Below are 17,756 nucleotides of genomic sequence, written 5' to 3'. Positions count from 1 at the left end.
ACGCTCAGCAAACAACGCTATTCCTGCTCGGGTACTGCGGTCGGGCAGCCGCAGTTGGGCTGGCCCGCGCAGACTTGGCACCAGGGGCAGCGGAATCGGGTACCGGGCTCAAGATCGTCGTCGGCGCATGGTACGGCCAGAAGGTCGGCCCCTGCCGTCACATCCAGCCGGTCGCCGTCATACCCGTCGGGGCGGACGTTGCGCAGCCACAGCACCGGGTAAGTCCGCCGGCAGGAACCGCAAAGGCGGACGCCCCACCCAGTGCTGCATGCCGCGCATCGGCACTGAAAGGTGTTCCTGTCCCGCGCAAGCAGTTCGGATTCGGTGGCGTGACAGACCGGGCAAGTCTCGAACAGGCTGAATGACCGCGTAGCGGCTTCGATCGCTGCCGCCGCATGCGACCGTACGGCCACCGCTGACCGTCGTGGATCCCTGTCGCGTCCGACCGTCGCGTAGACGAGCGCGTCGGCTTCTTCCGCGGTCGGCCGGCGCGTTACTGCGATGCGCGTCGGGCCGTCCAGTTGCCACCAGTCGGCCTCACCGGCCGGGACGCTGGCGGACAGATCGGCGGTCGGGGGGTACTCCTCCAGAAACCGACGGCCCTGCAGCACCCAGCGCAGCGCTCGCGCGAGCCGCTCTTCGCCCTCGATCTCCAATGGTGTCACCGGCACCAGGCACGCCGCTGAACCGAACCCGGACGGGTGCGCCGCCACGCTCCGTCCGGCGCGGAGCCCTGGGTACACCAGGATCGTCCGAGAGTCCGACCGTGCGAGTACGGCAGATCGGGTCTGCTCCGCCTTTGCATTGCCAAGGTCGTCGACGATCGGCTCGACCCGGGCGAGTCGCCGCCCGTTCGCGGTCATGCTCAGCGTGCCGTCCTCCGCGGGCGACCAGGTGATCTCGCCGGCCGGGCTACGGAGGACCACTGCCGAACCCGGTGCCGGCAGCGCGTCTTCGGCGGCCACTGGCTTGTAGCCGAGCACCGCCAGCGCCCGGAGTGAAAGCGCGGCCACGTAGTGCGCGTACGCCGCCGGGAACGCCTCCTGTGCCGACCGGGCGTCGGCCACGGCGGCGGACTCGGCGACGGCCCACTGTTCCCACAGCGCACCAATCTTTCGGTATCGTCCGTCGTTTACAAATAGGTTGGTGTGCCTGAGCCGGATCGGGACCAGGACGCGGCGATTGGCCCGCCGCAGTACCGGCGATCCATGCAGGGCCGACAGCCGGGCGCGAGCCCTGCGGAGTACCGTCAGAGTGTCGGCGAGCACCAACCGTGACGGGGTGGTGTCGACGATCGCCTGCGCGACGAGCCGGGCGACCCGCTCGAGGCGGCGCCAGGACTGGGCCTGCGTGAGCGCCTGGTTGTACTCGTCGAAATCGCTGAGCCCGTCGGCGAGGGTGCTCAATTCGCGGATGCGCCGGGTCAGGTGCTCGTTGAGCCGGTCGACGAGTTGCGCGGCGACCCGGTTCTCATAGAAGTCGACGTGTTCTGCGAACCGCTGCGACAGGACTCGCTGGGGCTGGATCCTCCCATGCTCGACGCCGGCCCAATCCTCGGTGTGCCCCGCGAGCCGTATCAGCCCAGCGGGCGGCACTCGACGGGCCAGGTCCACCCGCACCAGCTCGTCGACCCGGTCTAGCCGGTCATGCGGCCGAAGGCAGACATCGGTCAGCACGTCGAGCCCGTTGAGGACGGCGTTCTCCAGCGAGCTCAACTCGGCGTGACGAGACGCGTCGGGCACGAACATGGTGGCGCCCAACCACGTGTCGATCGTGGCGGCCGTGCGCAGCGCTCGGGCGACGTCGACGACGGTGCCCACAACGAGCGGATCCGGATCAGCCGGTCGGTCGCCCATCAGCCTTCCCGGCGCCGCTGCTCGTCGTCGAGAAGCGCGACGCACCGTACCGGAACGCCGCTCAGGCCGCACAGTTCCCACGCGGTGCGGATGGTGTCACGGATCTTGCCCAGGCCGCCCGGGGTGACGTCGTAGCGACCCCGCAAAGACCGGAGAACCTTGCGAGCCAGAAAGTGGTCGGCCGCAAGTGACCGACCGTCTTGCGCGGCGTCCTCGGCGTCGGGCCGCTCTTCGACCGGGTTGCCGGCGTGTGCCGCGACGACGACGGGCACGAACATCTCCAGCTGCCGCTGGAGTCGCGGCGCAACAACGAGCCGGCCGTGCTCGCGCAGATCGTCGGCGACCTCGCCCAGGAATCCGCGCACCTCGCGGACATCCGAGATGTGTTGCCGTTTCGCCTCTCGGAAGGTTCGGCGCAGCTCTTCGGCGCTGTACCGTTCGATGTCCGGGATCGTTCCATGTGACGCCAACCATGGGCGCTGCGCCGGCAATTCCATCACATGTGACCGGTTGTAGGTCTTGTCAGCGAACTCAAGCGTCGACTCGTCCTGATTCGCGGTGCCGATGAACCACACGTTGTCCGGCAGGCTGATGTGCGTGCCGTTCACCAGCCCCTTCGGTGCCCGACCAGCGCCTCGGGTGACGAGCTGGATCGGGGCACCCGCCCGCTCCAGCTGTGAGAGCAGCACAGAAAAGTACTGCTCTGGCCGGGCCAGGTTCATCTCGTCGAGGACGATGAAGAACGGCCGCTCCCGGTAACGCGGCGTCTGCGCCAGATACAACGCTTGCAGGAACTCGGACTCCTCGAATCGCCGCTCGAAGGTGTTGTGGTGGCCGAATAGATCTGTCCGGTCGCGCCAGCCGGCCTGTACCTCCACGACGGCGCACTCGGTGCCAAGAGCCTTGGCCAGTGCGACCGGAAGCGACGTCTTGCCGATGCCGCTCATACCCTCCAGCAGGTGCAACCGGCTCATCGCCAGCCCGCCGAGCAGGACACATACGTCGTTGAGCCGATACGCGCGCTGGCTGTCGGCGAACATGACCGTCTGCAGCGACCGCGCGAGCCGCGACAGGTCAGGCCGGTCGGCACTTATCGCGCCCCGCTCGCTCAGCAACGGGTCGTCGTCCATCGCGACGCAGCGTGGAAACAGCGGCGTACCGGGGTCGGGGCGGTCCTGGGTCAGCTGCTCAAGGACCCCCTGAAGCTCGGCGATGCGGCTCTCGTACCCGCGGGTTAGCAACGCGTAATGCGCTTCGGCGTCGCTGAGCTGCTTCATCTGCAGGTTGTTGATGCGGCCGGCGAGAACGTCCGCCTCCAGCTCCTGTACCCGATAGGCCAGGCGGTCGCGGTCGCCGGCGGCCTCGCGGTACTGCTGCTCCAGCCAGCGCAGCCGGTGATGGTCGTCGTCGGACAGCCGCTCGGCCAATTTCCCACGCAGCTCGGCGTTGTCCGCGGCCAGCCGGTCGCGTTCGTCGATCAGGTAGCGAGGGTCGGTGCCGCCGACGCGCAGCAACTGTTCGTCGCGCTCGGATACGAGCTTGCGGAGCTCGGCGATCGTGTCGACCTGGGCGTCGTGCTGGATCCGCAGGACTTGCAGGTCGCGGTCGAGGGCGGCGATGTCAGCTGCGGCACGGGCCTGGATCTCCTTGTCCAGGTCGTCGAGCTTGCGCTCCAGCAGGATCTGTTGTCCCCGCAACGCCCCTTTCTCGAAGCGCAGCTCCTCCTCCGACCGGCGCAGCGCCGCGCGGTCCCGCTCAAGTAGCGCGGTCTGCTTGGCGTGTTCCTCGGCGAGTTGACGCCGCTGCTGCTCGGCCTCGAGCTGTGCGGTCTGCCGACGGAGGTCCAGCTCGGCCTCGAGTTCGAGCCGTGCCGCCCGGGCCTGCGCGGCGAAGCCGTCCCGGGCTTCCCGCTCAAGGGCCGTCACCTCATCGCCGCGCACTTTGAGGTGCGCCTCGTCGGCGGTGAACCGGGACAGGCGCCCCTTGAGCTCGTCCTCGGCCGCGGCGAGCCGGCGGCGATCAGCCTCCGCGGCCGCTCTGGCATCCGCGGCCAACTGCTCCCTCTCGCGGGCGACGGCCTCGGCATCAGCGGCGGCGCCCGTCCGCTCCCGTGCGGCGGCCGCTGCCCGCTCGTATGCGGATGCCTGGCGCAACAGCTCGTCGTACGCAGACAGCACCGCCTTGTCGTCGTTCGCCGGAGGCTCTATGCCCTGCTCGGCGAGTGCCGCACGGACCTCTGTGTCGTCCGCGGCGCGCTTGGCCGCCGCCGCGAGATCCAGCTTGTCGGCAGCCGGCTGCAGCGCCGGCCGCCGCTGGCCCGGAGGGATGTTCGACGTCTTTCGCCTACCGCCCATGCGTAGAGCTGTCCCTTTCGCTGCGTGTGCTCAGATCCGGCAGCGGCATGCCGAGGTAGGCCGCTGCGGTGTCCTGGGCGAGCCGCCAGGCGGTCTCGCCGAACTCGAGATTCATGGCTTTCGGGGCGGCATGCGACCCGCTGTTCCGGTCCCCTGACAGGTGAATCAGGTCGCCGATCAACGTCGACCGGGCGGCCGCTATCTGACGAAATGGATGGTCGGGTCCACCGTGTGCGGCGCTGACGAGTGAGGCAGCCAGCAACAAGGGGGCCGTCGGCGGCCGTTTCTCGGCTCCGGCGTTGAACAGCTCCTTCACCTGACTGGCCTTCATGAGTCGAAGGGGAGCCTGCTCGCCGAACGACATACCGAGCCGCTGGCAGCACTCGCCGAGCTGACGCACGAGCGGGTCGCGGAGCCGGTCGAGTTCGCTCTGCGGCGGCCGATGCTGGGCCACGATGCGGCGCAGTACGAGCTCGTGAACGCTCCAGGCGAACCGGGCGGCCTCGGCGACCTCGCGGCTGCCGTCACCGTGCCGGCGCGCCTGGTCGATAGCTTGTTCCAGCAGGGTGAGCACCTCGAACAGCTCCTTCTCGGAACGTATGCGGTCGGTGAAGCGTTGTTCGAGCGTCTCGCCGATGCTGCGCCGCAGCTTGACGTCCAGGAGGTCGAACTCGGACAGCAGGCCCTCGGTCCGTCGGCCGATGAACCGCTCAACGTGCTCACGCAGCGACGGCGACCGCTGAATCTGGATCGCCACCAGCCGCCGAAGGTACGGGCTGGCGTGTCCGCCGAACGGGCTGATCGCGTCCCATGTCACCGCGCTGTCGGCGCCGCCACGTTGGCTGTGCGTCCGTAGCGGCAGCGGGATCCACACGGGCTGCCCCTCGGTCATCACCGATACGCGGGAAACGATTCGCTGCGGTGCGTCGGTCCGCAACCGCCGGGTGTGGCCGCTACCCTGCCGCTTCGCTGCCTCGCCCCGTGCGACCGCCTCCACGACCTGCTCGTGCGCCGGCGGCTCGGTATTGGTTGTACCCTCAGGGTGGACGGCGAATGCCGAGACCCGCAGCGGCGCCCCGGCAGTGCGCAGCTGGAGTGTGGCCGAACGCGGGCTCCGCCAGTCGCACCGGCAGTGCTCCGGCTCGACGGTCGAGGCCGGCCACAGGGTGCCCGTGGTGACGTCTTGATAGACGTACGTCGTAATGGTCCGGGTCGGGTCGGGAAACCCGTCATGCAAGGCGTTGCGGCCGTTGGCCGTCAGCACGCCGTACCTGTCGAGGTGGCCCAGTACCTGCAGGTCCGAGCGGACCAGCTTGACGATTTCACCATCCAGACCCAGGAGCGGTCCGATGTCGCCCGGCTCGCGGAATCCGGCCCGAGCCAGGCCCAGCACGGCGACCTGGAATACGTTGAGCCGATCCTGGTACACCAGCGGCGATACCACTCGGTACCGCAGCGCGGGCCAGAGCAGCCACCGCTGTGCGCCGCGAACCTCGGCAAATTCAGGCCGGACGACTGGACACTCAGGACCGAATGCCGGCACCGTGCACCCCCTCGCAGAACTCGCGGAACGCGACGATGCCCTCGGCGACCGACCGGCCCGGCCGGCCCGGCATCTCCGGTGTGGCCGAACGCTCAGCCATGGCCGCGTCGCCGACGGCGATGAGCAAGCGCCGCTGCCGGCTCATCGCCACGCACATCCGGCTGTCGCTGAGCAGATGTCCGTACCGTCGAACGGCGTCGGCAGGACTGCCGAGCGGCTGTTGTGCCGTGCTGCTGCGCGTCACGGACAGTAGGACAACATCGAACTCCATGCCCTGGAACGCGTCAACGGTGCCGACCCGCAGCCGAGGCCGCGGCCGATCCTCGGCGGTGAGCTCCATCGCCGGCACGGGCACGAACGCTCCGTCGTCGTCAGCCACGGCCAGCCCGGCCTGCTGGAGCTCCGCCTCCAACAGCTCCTGCTGGGCCTTGTAGAACGTGATCACCCCGAACGAAAGCTTCCGGTCACAGTCCAGGGCGGACAGCGCTGAAAGCTCCCGGACCAGGCGTTTCGCCTCAGCCGGTCGGGTCCAGCTCGTTCCGTTGCGCTCCTCGCCTCCGGCCGCGGCCGGCACGTCGATCCATGCCGCCAGCTTGCCGGCATACGTGGACAGTTCATGCGTCAGGCGCTTCGTCGACGGGTCCGAGTCGATCATGTTGGGGCCGCCGTAGAAGACCTCACTGACGAAACGGCCGAGCTCAGGGTGCATCCGGAACTGCGTCCTCAGCTGAATGGTCCGCACCGGCGTCGTTCCCTCGAACAGCTCGAACCACCGCTCGAACAGGCTCTTGGCCAGCTCGGAGCCCTCGAGCGTGCGGTTGCGGCGCAGCTCTCGTTCGATTTTCTGCTCCAGTACATGCGGCAGCTGGCGGTGGTCGCCGACGAGGATGATGCGCCGGCGGGCGAGTGCCATCGGAATCATCAGGTCGAGCGGGTTGGCCCGAGCCGCCTCGTCGACGACGACTGTGTCGAACACGGGCAGCGGTGCATCGATGAGTCGCGACATTTCATCTGAGTTCGCGTGCTGGACGGTCGAGGCGAGTACCGCGTTGTACCGCGCCAGCGTCGATTCGACCAATGGCAGGTCCTGTCGAAGATCTTCGCGGTAGGCGAGGAGGACCTCGTCGGCGCTGTCGGCCGTGCCGGCCACCTCTTCGGCCGCGGCCTCCGCGACGAGATGCAGTAGTGCCTCAACGTCGGGATCGTATGTCGGTGTGTGCAGCACCGACGCGTCGTCGGCGAGCCGTCCGAGGACGTCGACCCGTATCTCGGCCAGCTCGGTCAGCAGGTCGGCGGCCGGTTCGGGACCGGCCTCCACGGCCGCCCGCAGCGCCAGACGGGCCCGGTCGTCAAGTAATCGGTCCAGCTCCTGCCGGGCGCGGGCGGCGCGCTGTGGACCGTCGTCGGCGAATGCGGCTGCCGTGACCCGAATCGATCGTGCCTCTCGGGACAAGCGCTGCCGCTCGGCGTCGGCCAGCGAAGCGGCGACCCGGTCCACGACCGACCGGTCGGCGAGCAGCCGGTCAAGCTCGTCACGCAGCTCACCCGGCAGCCGGGGGCCGGCCAGCTCCCGTACGGTGCGAAGCAGCCCGACCAGATCGGGACCGGTCATCGGGTGCCCTTCGTACGACGCTGCCAGCTCGCGCAGCCGCCGGGCGGCGTCACTGCGGGCCGACGCCGGACGGTGCTCCCGCAAGTACTGATCGAGCGATGCGACGACCTCGTCGCGCCACTCGCGGGCGCTCTCCCAGTCCCGGCCGCGTCGCGCACCGACCCGGGACGGTGGCAGGCCGTGCCGGCGCGCCTTTCGGGCGACGTTGTCCACCGCGTCGTGCTGGACGCTGGAGAGCAGGGTGCGCTGCATGGTGACCGTTCGTTCCCCGAGCTCGTCCAGGCAGCGGAGCAGGTCCGCGATGAAGCGGGTCTTGCCGGTGCCGGGAGGTCCCTGGACAAGGAGGATGTCCGGTGTCCGCAGCGCCAATTCAAGCGCGTCGGCCTGCGGCCCGTACGACGCCGCGTCTCCGGAGGGATTGACGACCTTACTGATGACCTTGCGGAAGCGGTTGCCCTCGCGTTGCTTCGCGCCGGGCCGCTGCTCACCCTCGATGAGCAGCCGCAGCCCGGGCAACTCGGCCTGATCCGTCGCGATGCGCTCTCGGGCCACATCGCGTCGGCGCAGGCGAGTGCGGTCCCCGGACAGCGAGCGGAACAGGTGCCCGGCCGATGGCGGGGCCTCGTCCCCGTCCACCGCGAGGTCGACCGTCCAGTTCGGCTTGTTCGCGTCGCGGACCTCGCCGTGCACTCCGGCGGCGGGTCGCCCGCGTCCTTCCTGCAGTTCGGGCGGCAGCTCAGTCGACGCCTCGAGTTGAAGCTTCCCGGAGACTGCAGACACCGCGTGCAAGAACACCGCGGCTCGTTCGTCGGGCTGCAGCTGGAAGCGCCAGAGACCACCGGCGGTCACGTGGCACGAGTGGTACCGGGCCGACTTCATCCGTTGGGCGTCCTCGACCAGAGACTCGCGTTCGATCTCGTTGTATTGCTGCCACAGGTCGAGGTACCGGTGTCCGTCCGACGAGAGGCCCTGCAGCGCAGCCTTGATGGCCTCGCTCGCCGCGGCCTCGTCACCGCGATCGACGAACCGCAGGTCGACCGGGCTGAGCCGGACCCAGCGGTCACGCTGCCGTGACGGCGCGTCAGTGAGCCGCACGACGCGCAGGGCGCTGTCGACGAGAGCGACGTCGGCGACCCACCTCCGGCCGAGCAGCGTCAGCGAGCGGATGCCGGCCGCCGAGTCACCGTTCGGTCCGCCACTGTGGACGTATCGCGGGGTGGGCTGGCCCGCAACCGCGGGGAGGGCGAACTCCGCCCGCAGCCAGCTCCGGATCTGTTCGAAACCGGCTGACGCCAAGTGCCCCGCGACTCGGACCTGCTCGGCGACACGGTCATCGACGCCGACCGTCATGCTCGGGCCTACGTCTGCGGGGATGAACGCGTGGCACTGCACATCGACCTCTTGGTCTGTGGCGGCGGTGATCCAGCACACGAAGGTGCTACCGAAGGCGGTGAGCCAGTCAACGTTGTCGCGGTCTGCGACCCGCAGCCGGATCGGACGTTCACCGCCGAAGGCGGGCGCCAAGTCGAACTCCGAGCTGGCCGGCCGGTGCCGGAGCACGACCTCTCGCGACGACGTCGGATCCGTCGGATCCGTTGAGGCCTTCATGTTCGCAAGTCGCCTCAGCCAGTTCGGAACAGGTCCGGCCGGCCCGGAGGACAGCGACACGATGCGAATCTCACCCGGACGGAGCTCCTCAGCGAACACTCGCCACCTCCAGGATCCGATGTGATCGGCGCTCGTCACCGAAGTGCCACGTCCACGCCTCAGACACGGACTCGTCAACGCGGCTGCCTGGGAGGACCAGTCTGCCCAGGCCGCCCTTCCGCGGAACCCGGCGGATCACATCAGTGCCCCGATTGCGCAGAACCAGCGCATCGCCGCCGTCCCAGTCGATCTCGGCGACCATCGCCAGCGGGTCCGGCGTCCCCCGGTGTGTGGTTCGGGCGAAGACTTGCAGCGGCCGATCGGCCTGAACGAACAGCGTCAGGCCTTTGTCTTCGACGGTCACGGGCCGGTGGTCGCCGGGCAACGTGAGCTGTTCCCACACGAGCACCGGGACGACTGGGGGGCGGGCGGTTCGGCACCAGGGGCACTGCTCCCTGGCAACGATGTAGCTGTGCGGACAGTTCGAGCAGTTGACGCATCGATCGGCCGCGCTGTGCAGGGCAGCGGCCCACTCTCCGGCACCCGGCCGTGCCCGCGGGTCGTGCAGTCCGTCTTCGAAGGTGCGCCGAAACAGGGCCAGCAGCTGCCGGGTCAGCACCGTCTCGGGCGGGTAGCCGAACGAAGTATGGTTGCGGTTGTCGGTGCTGTGCCCGATCCACGGCAGCAGCCCGCGCTGGGCGTCCTCCTCCAGGTCCGCCGGGCCCTGGTCGACGTAGTCGCCGATGAACGGGTGGTTCGTGGTGAGCGTCTCGTACGCCAGGACAGCAAACGAGAACACGTCGCTGAAAACCGTATTGCCCGATGTTCCGCGCAGCACCTCGGGCGCCGTGTACATCGCGGTGGCTAGACGATAGGGGCCCGGGACGCTCTCCGTTTGCAGGTTGTCCGCGTCGACGAGCCACACCTCGTCATGGGCCAGTTGAGCGGAGATGAGTACGTTGCCGGGTGAGACGTCGCCGTAGACAATGCCCCGGTCGTGCAGAACGCCGAGGATCGTGGCGCATTTGGCGAGCAGCCGGAGTCGGCGACGCAGTCCGCCGCCTTGGCCGTACCACCGCGCAACGTCGTCCGCCGTCGGCCCGCAGATCTCCCGGAACGCGACCATATCCTCCAGCAGTTCCATCACGTAGCCGACGTGCGGCTCCGCGAGGGGTTCGAGCGGCCGGCAGATCGGCACGTCGTGCAGCGGCAGCCAGCGCAGCCGCGCCAGCCGGTCCTCGAGGTGCTCCATCGAGGCGCCGGTACAGAGCTTGACCGCGAGCCCGCCGTGGTGAGTTCGGAACACGACGCCCTCACCGCCCCGTCCGAGCGGCGCATCGACGACCAGATTCAAGTGGCGACCGGTGCGCGCCGTCCGCACTCGCGCCGGCCACGGCGCCGGCGACTGAACGGCCATCAGTCGAACTCCTCCAGCCGCACGGCCCGTTGACCCGTTCGCTCGTGCAGCGCGCTTGTGACAGTGGCCGTCACCCACCGGAACAGGCCGTTGATGTCGTGAACCTGGTCCGTGCGCAGGACGCCGACGCCGGGTGTGCTGAACGTGCGCAGCACTTGTTCGGCCTCGTCCGTCCGGTCGGTTCCGATGCCGACGGCTACCCGCAGCGCGCGGCTGCCCCACTTCGACGAAAGCAGCGCATCCAGGCGGGAATCCCAGTCCGCGTCGGTCGGCATGCCGTCCGAAACCAGCACCAGAGCCGGAGGGAAGGCCCGGTCCGGAACGAGCTCCGGGTCGTCGAGGATCTCCTGAGCCAACCGGAACGCGCTGCCCATGGGCGTCCGTCCGCCGTGGGCGAGGTCGTTCCATGCGGTTCGTGACGCCGGTGTCATGGGCTGGTGCAGGACGGCCTCAGCGCCGCCGAAGGCCACGACGGCGACGTGGATCTCGCCTCGCCCGGAGTCCTCCATGGCAAAGGCGCGAATCATTGCTCCGATGCTCTCATTGAGCCGGATTATCTTATCGCCGTCCATGCTGCCGCTGGCGTCGGCCAGCACGATCACCGGCATCGGCCGTGGCGCTCTCCGGGACCGGGTCGCGAGCGTCTCAGGCTGTGCGCTTCCGGACTCCACCACGCAGTTCACTCCTCCGCGAATCGTCGGACGATGCTCAGCGCATACATTGACGTCTAGCGACGGCGCGGAGCCAGACAGAATTTCAGACGTGCGACGAAAATGTCAAGGGAGTGAATGGTCAAATCGCAGATTGCGGAAATATGCCACGCCCATACATTGACGGCCGTGGGCCGACGCGTGCCCGCGGATCGGGCATTGGCTCGGCGGCACCTCGTGAGCGCCCGCCTGCGGTCATGTTGATGGTGAGGAGAGCTCATCTGCCCTCGGCTGCGATGTCCACGCCGGCATCGCGGATCGCTTTGTCCCATTGGCGGCGGTCCTCGCGGGCAACTCTCCGGCGATCGCTGGCGGCTGTGGACAGGAAAGCGATCAAGGCGCCGATGAGGAGGAAGACGTCCGCGATCACCGGGACGCCCCGCCATGGGGCCGCTTCGGGTGACTGCCGCTCGCAGTCACGCCGTCCGGCCGAGGCCGATGTCGACCGTGCCCGTCCGCTGGTCCGGGTTTGCAACGGGCAGGCCGCGTGGGCTGACTGCTGTCCGCCGTCGCCCAGACCACACTGGACCTGGAACAGGCTTCATGCCATCGATTGATGGATAAGATGTTCGATCGTGGCTTTAGGCCTGGTCTTTTTTGACATTGACGGGACGTTGGCGCCGACGAGCAGCGGCCTGTATCTGGCGGAGTTGTTTGGGTCGGCCGAGGTAGTTCAGGAGGTGCACGCCGGATACGGCGCCGGTACCTTGAGCAGCCGAGAGGCTGCCATCCTCGAGGCTCGCGGCTGGGCCACCTTTGCCCCTGCCCAAGTCTGGGGGTTCCTTGAATCGCTTCCGTTGGTGGACGGTGTTGCGGAGACGGTGCAATGGTGCCGTCGGCGAGGTCTCGTGCCGGTGCTCGCCACGCTAGCCTGGGAGCCGGTCAGCCGGTATCTGTGTGATCGGTTTGGCTTTGTTCGCGCATGTGGTCCGAGGTTGGAACTGGTAGACGGCCGCTTTACCGGGGAGGTCGCCGAACTGTTTGACGAATCAGACAAGCGGGACTTCGGGCTGGCCTTGGCGGCTGAGATGAGTGTGGACGTCCTGCATTGTGCGGCTGTCGGTGATGGCCGTTCGGATGTCCCGTTGTTCGGGGTGGTTGGGCTCGCGGTCGCATTCAACGCATCAGCGCAGGCCCGTCAGGCCGCGCATGTCTCGGTCGAAGGTGGCGACCTACGCGCCGTGCTGCCGGCGCTGGAGGAGTGGCTGAGCATCGGCATGTCCGTGAGCGGGGACCTCGCCACGCGGGTCACTGGCGGTGACGAGCTCTGGTCGACCGCCCGCACCAACCGATCGTCGAGCAGCGCCCCTGCCAATGCCTCGACCTGCCGCCGGCCGAGAGCGAAGAGCCCGGGATCGGGCACCCGGCCCGGGTAGTCACTCGCGTCCGCGCGGATCTGCTCGTCGTTCATGGCGCTACCGGCTCTGGCGGCCACGGCGTCGGCGAGCCGGACGTTGTTGGTGGACAGACCGTGACGCACGAGAATGAGCTGCATGCTCGACCTTCAGGAGAATGCCGGACACCGCCGGATCACGAGGTGGCGTAGCCCTTCTCCTGGATGCCGTACAGCTCGGCGTAGCGCCCGCCCTTGTCCATGAGATCGGCGTGGCGGCCGACCTCAAACGATCCGTCCGCGATCCACCACCACGATCACATCGGCCGTCTGCCACGCCCGGGAGGCGTCGGTGCTCCGTGGCCGACGGCCGTCCACGGTCAGGGCGACGTCGTACCGGAACCGGGCCATCGCGGTGCGCGGGCGGATCAGGACGATCGTGTCGAAGCCGCCGCCGAGGCCGACCGACGACGAGGTGTAGGTGGCGTCGAAGACGGACTGCCACATGGAGATATGACGCCGCTCAAGGTCGAGCTCTCCAGCGTTCACTGCTGCTGTCCTCATGAGAACTGCGCTCCGGCGCTGTCAGGAGCTGTGACCACCGCATTGCCTCGCCGGCGAAGCGGCTGATGAGCCGCAATTTCGGATTGGGGCGTCCCGAGTCGACGAGGATTCCACATGGCACCTTCCGGGCATGGCTGTCCGAATACGCGGCTTCGCATGATTCCCCCATGGCTGATCGAACATCGTCCTTCAAACACATTGCTCATGTCGTGGCCGTCGAAGGCGGGCTCTGCACCGGGCGAGTCTCCGCAAGCCTTCCGTTCGGCAAGGAATACTCGATCACATCAGTCCGCGCCAGGCGAGCTCGCTTCCGGCCGGTACCGTCGGGCAAGATAGCGGCCGTCGCTCCGGGCCAAAGCCTCTGACATCAGCCGACGTAAATACAATAACGATCACTGATGTCGAGGTCGCCGGGCCTGACTCCTGTCGCTTACCTTCGAATCTTGTGGTGATGCACCGAGTGTGGTCAGGTTTCGGTGCTCACGGGGGCTAGGCGTCAGGAAAGGCCGCGCGGACAAGAGCCGCTGGACCCAGGTGTGCGCGGTGATCGACAAGTTGCGCCGGCTCGCCGCCGAGTCGCTCAGCGCCGTAGCGTCCCCGTCCGCTGTGAGCACCGCCGCTTACAGCCGTGGCCGCGGTCTACGCGCGTCGCGTTGCCGGCTGAGCCGCCGGTACTCGGCCAGGGCGGCCTGGTCGGTGACGATCCTGCTGCGTCCGGCCTGCATCCGCGCGCGCTCGGCTTCCGCCCTTTGAGGGCCCGCCGACTCGGTGACCCCGTGAACGCTCTTGGATGAGCGCAGACGCAGTCGGCCGGCGCAGGCCGGTCATCAACCATATCGCCCGCGAATTGAAAATCATGACCCAGGCCAAGGCCTCCTCGTCTGAGGTGCGCCCGAATTTCCTGGTGGGCTGTACCAATTCCCAGATGACCAATTTGTCCGCGCTGATTCGAGTTCGCGTGGATGAGTCATCGATCTAGCCAGCTCGTTGGCAGCTCTGGAAACGTGGTGACCGTCCAGGCTCACGAACAGGTCGTGCTGTGCGCCGATGATGCGGTTGAGGCAAATCGCGGCGGTTGCTGTCGGCAGTCCGACAGCGGGCAAAGCAAGAAAAATATTGCCGTTTGTCGATCATTTGACAAATCGCGACCGGGTCGAGTGAGTAGAGCTCAATGGAACGGTTTGGAACGCCCGACTATCGGAATCAACCACCGCCGGCCGGTGACCGCCGTGACGGTGAAAGTGGGTCATATTCGCATGCCAAGTCAGTGCGTCCGTACGCCCGTCCAGCGTGAACTTCCTGACCGGCGCGCGCCCGGGTCGGTGAGCTCCGGACGAGCGCCCGAGGTGAGCCAGGAGGCCTGTCTACGTGATCGCCAGGAGCAACCTCCGCGAGCCGTTGATGGTCAAGCGAAAGGTCGTAGGGTGGACCCGGCAGGCGCTGCGGATGCGCTCCGGCCCGCTCGACGCGCTGCTCAACGAGGGGCAACGTAAGCTCCCGCGCCGGACCGGGAAAAGACCCCGACCGGTTCACCTTCACGGACATCGAAGGCCTTGGCCGACCGCGCCGGTTGGCCTGATCGGGCGGCTGTCCCAGCTCGCCGGCTCGGCATTGGTACAGCTCGGCCGGGAGTCGGCTTGCAGCTGCAAGCCGCGGGGCTACGCCCGTGAGGTCGTCAACGGACTGCGCCCGGAGCCGGCGTGACCATACCGCCGCCCCCTGCGGAGCTCGACGCCGGATTCGAGCGAGTGATGTGCTGCGGCGTCCACCTGGCCCAGCTGGTTCGGTCGGACGACCTCGCCTGCTCGCGCCCGACGGCAGTTCCTTCACGATCGGCGCGACGTCGGTTCACGATGCCGACCGGATCGCGGATCCCTTCCGGCGACCACCGGGGGAGGGTGCGACAAGTCAGATATTTACATATTGCCATATTTCGATCTTTGCTACGATCGCCGTCACCGTGCGCCGGCACCATGCCATGCCCGCCATGGCATCGCGCGGAACGCGGGTCTCCACCGACAAATGCGCTGTCGTTCAATCGCGCCGCGAGCCTCCGGGGCAGGACCTGAAACAGCCCGGCGAGCAACGATCCGACCGGGGTCAGCCGGCACCGCAAGGGTGGCGGACTTGCCTCAGGGGTGACGACAAGGTGGGCGGGCTGCCCCGCGTCGATGACACCGATTGCCGGCCGGCCTTCCCGGTCCGGCGCAAGAGAGGAAGCCGAAGTGAGTGATCTGACACTCGACAATGTCGACCCGGCCGCCCTGCTTGATCGTGCCGCCGAGGGTGACCAGGATGCGTGGCTGCAGCTGGTGCGGCAATACACGGGACTGCTGCGGTCGGTCGCGGCCGGCCTGCGGATGGCAGCCGGGGACGCCGAGGACGCGGCGCAGACGACCTGGCTGGGGCTGCTGCAGAACCTCGACACCCTGCGCGACCCCAGCCGGGTCAGCGGCTGGCTTGCCACCTCGATGCGACGCAACTGCCTGCGGCTCGTACGCAGGGCCCGCAGGGAGTTACCGGTCGCGGAGTGGACCGACGTGGAGTGGGCCGACCGCGAGCGCGCCGAGCAGGTGGAGACTGTCGAGGACCGCCTCCTGCGCACCGAGCGCGACCATCAGTTATGGCAGGCGGTCGACCGCCTGCCCGACCGTCAGGGACAACTGGTCCGGGTGCTGTTCGCCGACCCCGACACGTCCTACGACGATGTCGCACGGCGCATGTCGATCGCCGTCGGCACGGTCGGCCCCGCCCGCCGGCGGGCGCTGCGACGCCTTGCGCAACTGCTGTCACAGGACCGCTCGACGACGGTCGAATTTTTGTCAGCAAAGACAGGCATTGATCCGCGGCTGCCCTGACTCATTCCTGTGCATGGCACGCCCGGCCGGGCGTCGAACGGCACCTCCGACGGGCCAGGAGGTGCGCTGTGCCAATGCCCTGCATCGTCGTCGACGTTTCCCTTTGGAGGTTTCCGGTGCGCCAGTTCAGCAGTGACGCCGCCGACCTGTCCCCCGAGTTCGGCATCCTGGCCGGGCGCTGGGAGCAGTACGGCGACCTCGGGCACGTGCCGTTCCAGGCGATGTGGTGCTTGGTCACGCCCGGGACGTCGACCGATGAGGACCGCCACCCCGAGCGGGAGCTGGTCACGGTGACGCGGGGCGCCGGTACGGTGCGCACCGCGTCCGGGGAGGTGGCTGTCGCAGCCGGAGAGTCGTTCCTGCTGGACTCCGACGAGGCTCACGTCATCCGCAACCCGTCCAGCACCGACCCGCTGGTGCTGCTGTCGATCTACTGGCACGGTACCGCGCAGGACGCCCGATGACCGGCACGGACGCGAAGCCGTTGCTGGTCACGGCGACCGCACCGACCCCGAACGGCGGTTTGCACCTCGGCCACCTGTCCGGGCCCTATGTCGCCGCGGACATCGCCGTGCGGGCGGCCCGGGCCGCAGGCACGCCGGTGCTCGCCGTCGGCGGCCTCGACCCGCATCAGAACTACGTCGTCGCCCGGGCGGACAAGGCGGTCCGCCCGGCCGGCGAGGTCGCCGCGGAGTACTCGGGCCTGATCACCCAGGCGTGGCAGCGGGCCCGGGTCGGTTACGACGTGTTCGTCGACCCAGCCAACGACCCTGCATACCGGCGCGGCGTCAGCGGCCTGCTGACCGAGCTGGTGGACCGCAAGGCCGTCGACCTGGCCGACATCGCGCTGTACCGATGTGTCGACTGTGGACGGACGATGCACCACGCCTACGTGTCGGGGAAGTGCGGCTGCTGCGGCCAGCCCGCCGGCGGCGGCACCTGCGAGGGCTGCGGCAGCTACCTGCTTGCCGGCGACCTGCTCGACGCGGTGTGCGGCTGCGGCGGCCGACCCGTCGCCGGGTCCGCAATGCTGCCCGTCCTGCGGCTCGAACGGTACCGCGAGGAGTTGACCGCGATGTGGTCGGCGGCTGTGCTTTCGCCACGGGTCCGGCAACTGATCGGCCGCTACGTCACCGAGGGGCTGCCCGACGTCCCGCTGGCCTACCCGACCGACTGGGGCATCGCGACCGACTCCCATCTGGGCGGGGATCTGCGGGTCGACGTCTGGTCGGAGATGGGCCTGGGCTACCTGCACGCGATCGGGCGACATCTGGACCCGGGGGCGAGCGACCTCGACGGATACCGCCGGGCGTGGGAACAGGCCGGCCCGCTGTGGCACTTCCTCGGCATCGACAACGCCTTCTACTACGCCGTGCTGTTCCCGGCCCTCGCCATCGCCGCGCAGGTGCCCGGATACCGGCTCGGTGGCATGGTGGTCAACGAGTTCTACCGCCTCGACGGCAAGAAGTTCTCCACCAGCCGCAACCACGCCATCTGGGCGCACGAGGCGCTCGCCGGCGACCTCGACCCGGGCCTCGTTCGGATGTACCTGAGCTGGGACCGGCCCGACCGCTACGAGAGCGACTTCACCCACGCGGGCCTGTCGGCGTTCGCCGGCTACCTGGCGGCGGCGCTGCACAGCGGTGCCGACGACCGGGCGACGGTTCCGGACGTCTTCGTCGACCAGCAGCTGACCCGGGGCCGGCACGCGCTGCGGCTCACGTCCTTCGACCCGGGGCTGGCCCTGCGCTGCCTGCTTCCGGTGCTGCCGTACCGGCCGGAGCGGGTCAGGCCGCTGCTGGAACTGATTGCCGGGGGCCGCCTGCCGGCGACTGCCGGCGATGAGCCGGCCGGGGCCTGAC

13 protein-coding genes are annotated in these 17,756 nt (G+C 68.6%); 5 read left to right on the top strand and 8 right to left on the bottom strand.

Features of this window, described 5'->3' with window-relative positions; translation table 11 throughout:
• Window positions 1–17 precede the first annotated feature (17 nt).
• From Dvina_RS40860 to Dvina_RS40830, 7 genes are all read right to left on the bottom strand, one after another.
• Window positions 18–1,856: a DUF2357 domain-containing protein gene (locus Dvina_RS40860; protein WP_223095466.1), complete on the bottom strand. Its 1,839-nt coding sequence runs from the start codon at window positions 1,854–1,856 to the stop codon at window positions 18–20.
• Window positions 1,856–4,210, bottom strand: a complete 2,355-nt coding sequence (locus Dvina_RS40855; RefSeq protein ID WP_223095464.1) for an AAA family ATPase — start codon at window positions 4,208–4,210, stop codon at window positions 1,856–1,858. Before Dvina_RS40855 ends, Dvina_RS40860 begins: the two co-directional genes overlap by 1 nt.
• Window positions 4,200–5,639 (bottom strand): hypothetical protein, encoded by a 1,440-nt coding sequence (locus Dvina_RS40850; protein WP_223095463.1) that lies wholly within the window; start codon window positions 5,637–5,639, stop codon window positions 4,200–4,202. Before Dvina_RS40850 ends, Dvina_RS40855 begins: the two co-directional genes overlap by 11 nt.
• Window positions 5,640–5,733: 94 nt before the next feature.
• Window positions 5,734–9,072 carry a DEAD/DEAH box helicase gene (locus tag Dvina_RS40845; protein ID WP_223095462.1) on the bottom strand — a complete coding sequence of 1,113 codons (3,339 nt, stop codon included), beginning with the start codon at window positions 9,070–9,072 and terminating at the stop codon, window positions 5,734–5,736.
• Window positions 9,062–10,429 (bottom strand): protein kinase domain-containing protein, encoded by a 1,368-nt coding sequence (locus tag Dvina_RS40840; protein ID WP_223095460.1) that lies wholly within the window; start codon window positions 10,427–10,429, stop codon window positions 9,062–9,064. Before Dvina_RS40840 ends, Dvina_RS40845 begins: the two co-directional genes overlap by 11 nt.
• Window positions 10,429–11,037 (bottom strand): vWA domain-containing protein, encoded by a 609-nt coding sequence (locus Dvina_RS40835; RefSeq protein WP_223095459.1) that lies wholly within the window; start codon window positions 11,035–11,037, stop codon window positions 10,429–10,431. The genes Dvina_RS40840 and Dvina_RS40835 overlap by 1 nt, the downstream gene beginning before the upstream one ends.
• Before the next feature lie 319 nt (window positions 11,038–11,356).
• Window positions 11,357–11,509 carry a hypothetical protein gene (locus Dvina_RS40830; RefSeq protein ID WP_223095457.1) on the bottom strand — a complete coding sequence of 51 codons (153 nt, stop codon included), beginning with the start codon at window positions 11,507–11,509 and terminating at the stop codon, window positions 11,357–11,359.
• 205 nt (window positions 11,510–11,714) lie between these two features.
• On the opposite strand from Dvina_RS40830, the gene Dvina_RS40825 reads away from it, so the two are divergent.
• Entirely contained in the window at window positions 11,715–12,515 is an 801-nt protein-coding gene (locus Dvina_RS40825) for an HAD family hydrolase (protein WP_246655642.1), read from the top strand.
• A 242-nt stretch (window positions 12,516–12,757) separates the two neighbouring features.
• Here the strand turns inward: Dvina_RS40825 and Dvina_RS40820 are convergent, their stop codons facing one another.
• Window positions 12,758–12,979: a hypothetical protein gene (locus tag Dvina_RS40820; RefSeq protein WP_223095456.1), complete on the bottom strand. Its 222-nt coding sequence runs from the start codon at window positions 12,977–12,979 to the stop codon at window positions 12,758–12,760.
• 847 nt (window positions 12,980–13,826) lie between these two features.
• Between Dvina_RS40820 and Dvina_RS40815 the strand changes: the two genes are divergently transcribed.
• From Dvina_RS40815 to Dvina_RS40800, 4 genes are all read left to right on the top strand, one after another.
• Window positions 13,827–14,015, top strand: coding sequence for a hypothetical protein (locus tag Dvina_RS40815; RefSeq protein WP_223095455.1), 189 nt, complete (start codon window positions 13,827–13,829; stop codon window positions 14,013–14,015).
• 1,246 nt (window positions 14,016–15,261) lie between these two features.
• A complete protein-coding gene (locus Dvina_RS40810) occupies window positions 15,262–15,894 on the top strand; it encodes an RNA polymerase sigma factor (protein ID WP_223095453.1) in 633 nt (210 codons plus the stop codon).
• A gap of 116 nt (window positions 15,895–16,010) precedes the next feature.
• Complete coding sequence (locus Dvina_RS40805; protein ID WP_223095452.1) at window positions 16,011–16,358, top strand: cupin domain-containing protein; 348 nt, start codon at window positions 16,011–16,013, stop codon at window positions 16,356–16,358.
• Window positions 16,355–17,755 carry a class I tRNA ligase family protein gene (locus tag Dvina_RS40800; RefSeq protein WP_223095450.1) on the top strand — a complete coding sequence of 467 codons (1,401 nt, stop codon included), beginning with the start codon at window positions 16,355–16,357 and terminating at the stop codon, window positions 17,753–17,755. The genes Dvina_RS40805 and Dvina_RS40800 overlap by 4 nt, the downstream gene beginning before the upstream one ends.
• Window position 17,756 lies beyond the last annotated feature (1 nt).

Source organism: Dactylosporangium vinaceum, assembly GCF_019904175.1.
Classification (GTDB): domain Bacteria; phylum Actinomycetota; class Actinomycetes; order Mycobacteriales; family Micromonosporaceae; genus Dactylosporangium; species Dactylosporangium vinaceum.
This window is presented reverse-complemented; position numbering and strand designations above follow the sequence as displayed.

Excerpts from the sequence above, each read along its gene's own strand:
- Dvina_RS40855 (WP_223095464.1), bottom strand. The coding sequence starts at position 4,210 with ATGGGCGGTAGGCGAAAGACGTCGAACATCCCTCCGGGCCAGCGGCGG.
- Dvina_RS40835 (WP_223095459.1), bottom strand. The coding sequence starts at position 11,037 with ATGCCGGTGATCGTGCTGGCCGACGCCAGCGGCAGCATGGACGGCGAT.
- Dvina_RS40820 (WP_223095456.1), bottom strand. The coding sequence starts at position 12,979 with ATGTGGCAGTCCGTCTTCGACGCCACCTACACCTCGTCGTCGGTCGGC.
- Dvina_RS40815 (WP_223095455.1), top strand. The coding sequence starts at position 13,827 with ATGAGCGCAGACGCAGTCGGCCGGCGCAGGCCGGTCATCAACCATATC.
- Dvina_RS40840 (WP_223095460.1), bottom strand. The coding sequence starts at position 10,429 with ATGGCCGTTCAGTCGCCGGCGCCGTGGCCGGCGCGAGTGCGGACGGCG.
- Dvina_RS40860 (WP_223095466.1), bottom strand. The coding sequence starts at position 1,856 with ATGGGCGACCGACCGGCTGATCCGGATCCGCTCGTTGTGGGCACCGTC.
- Dvina_RS40800 (WP_223095450.1), top strand. The coding sequence starts at position 16,355 with ATGACCGGCACGGACGCGAAGCCGTTGCTGGTCACGGCGACCGCACCG.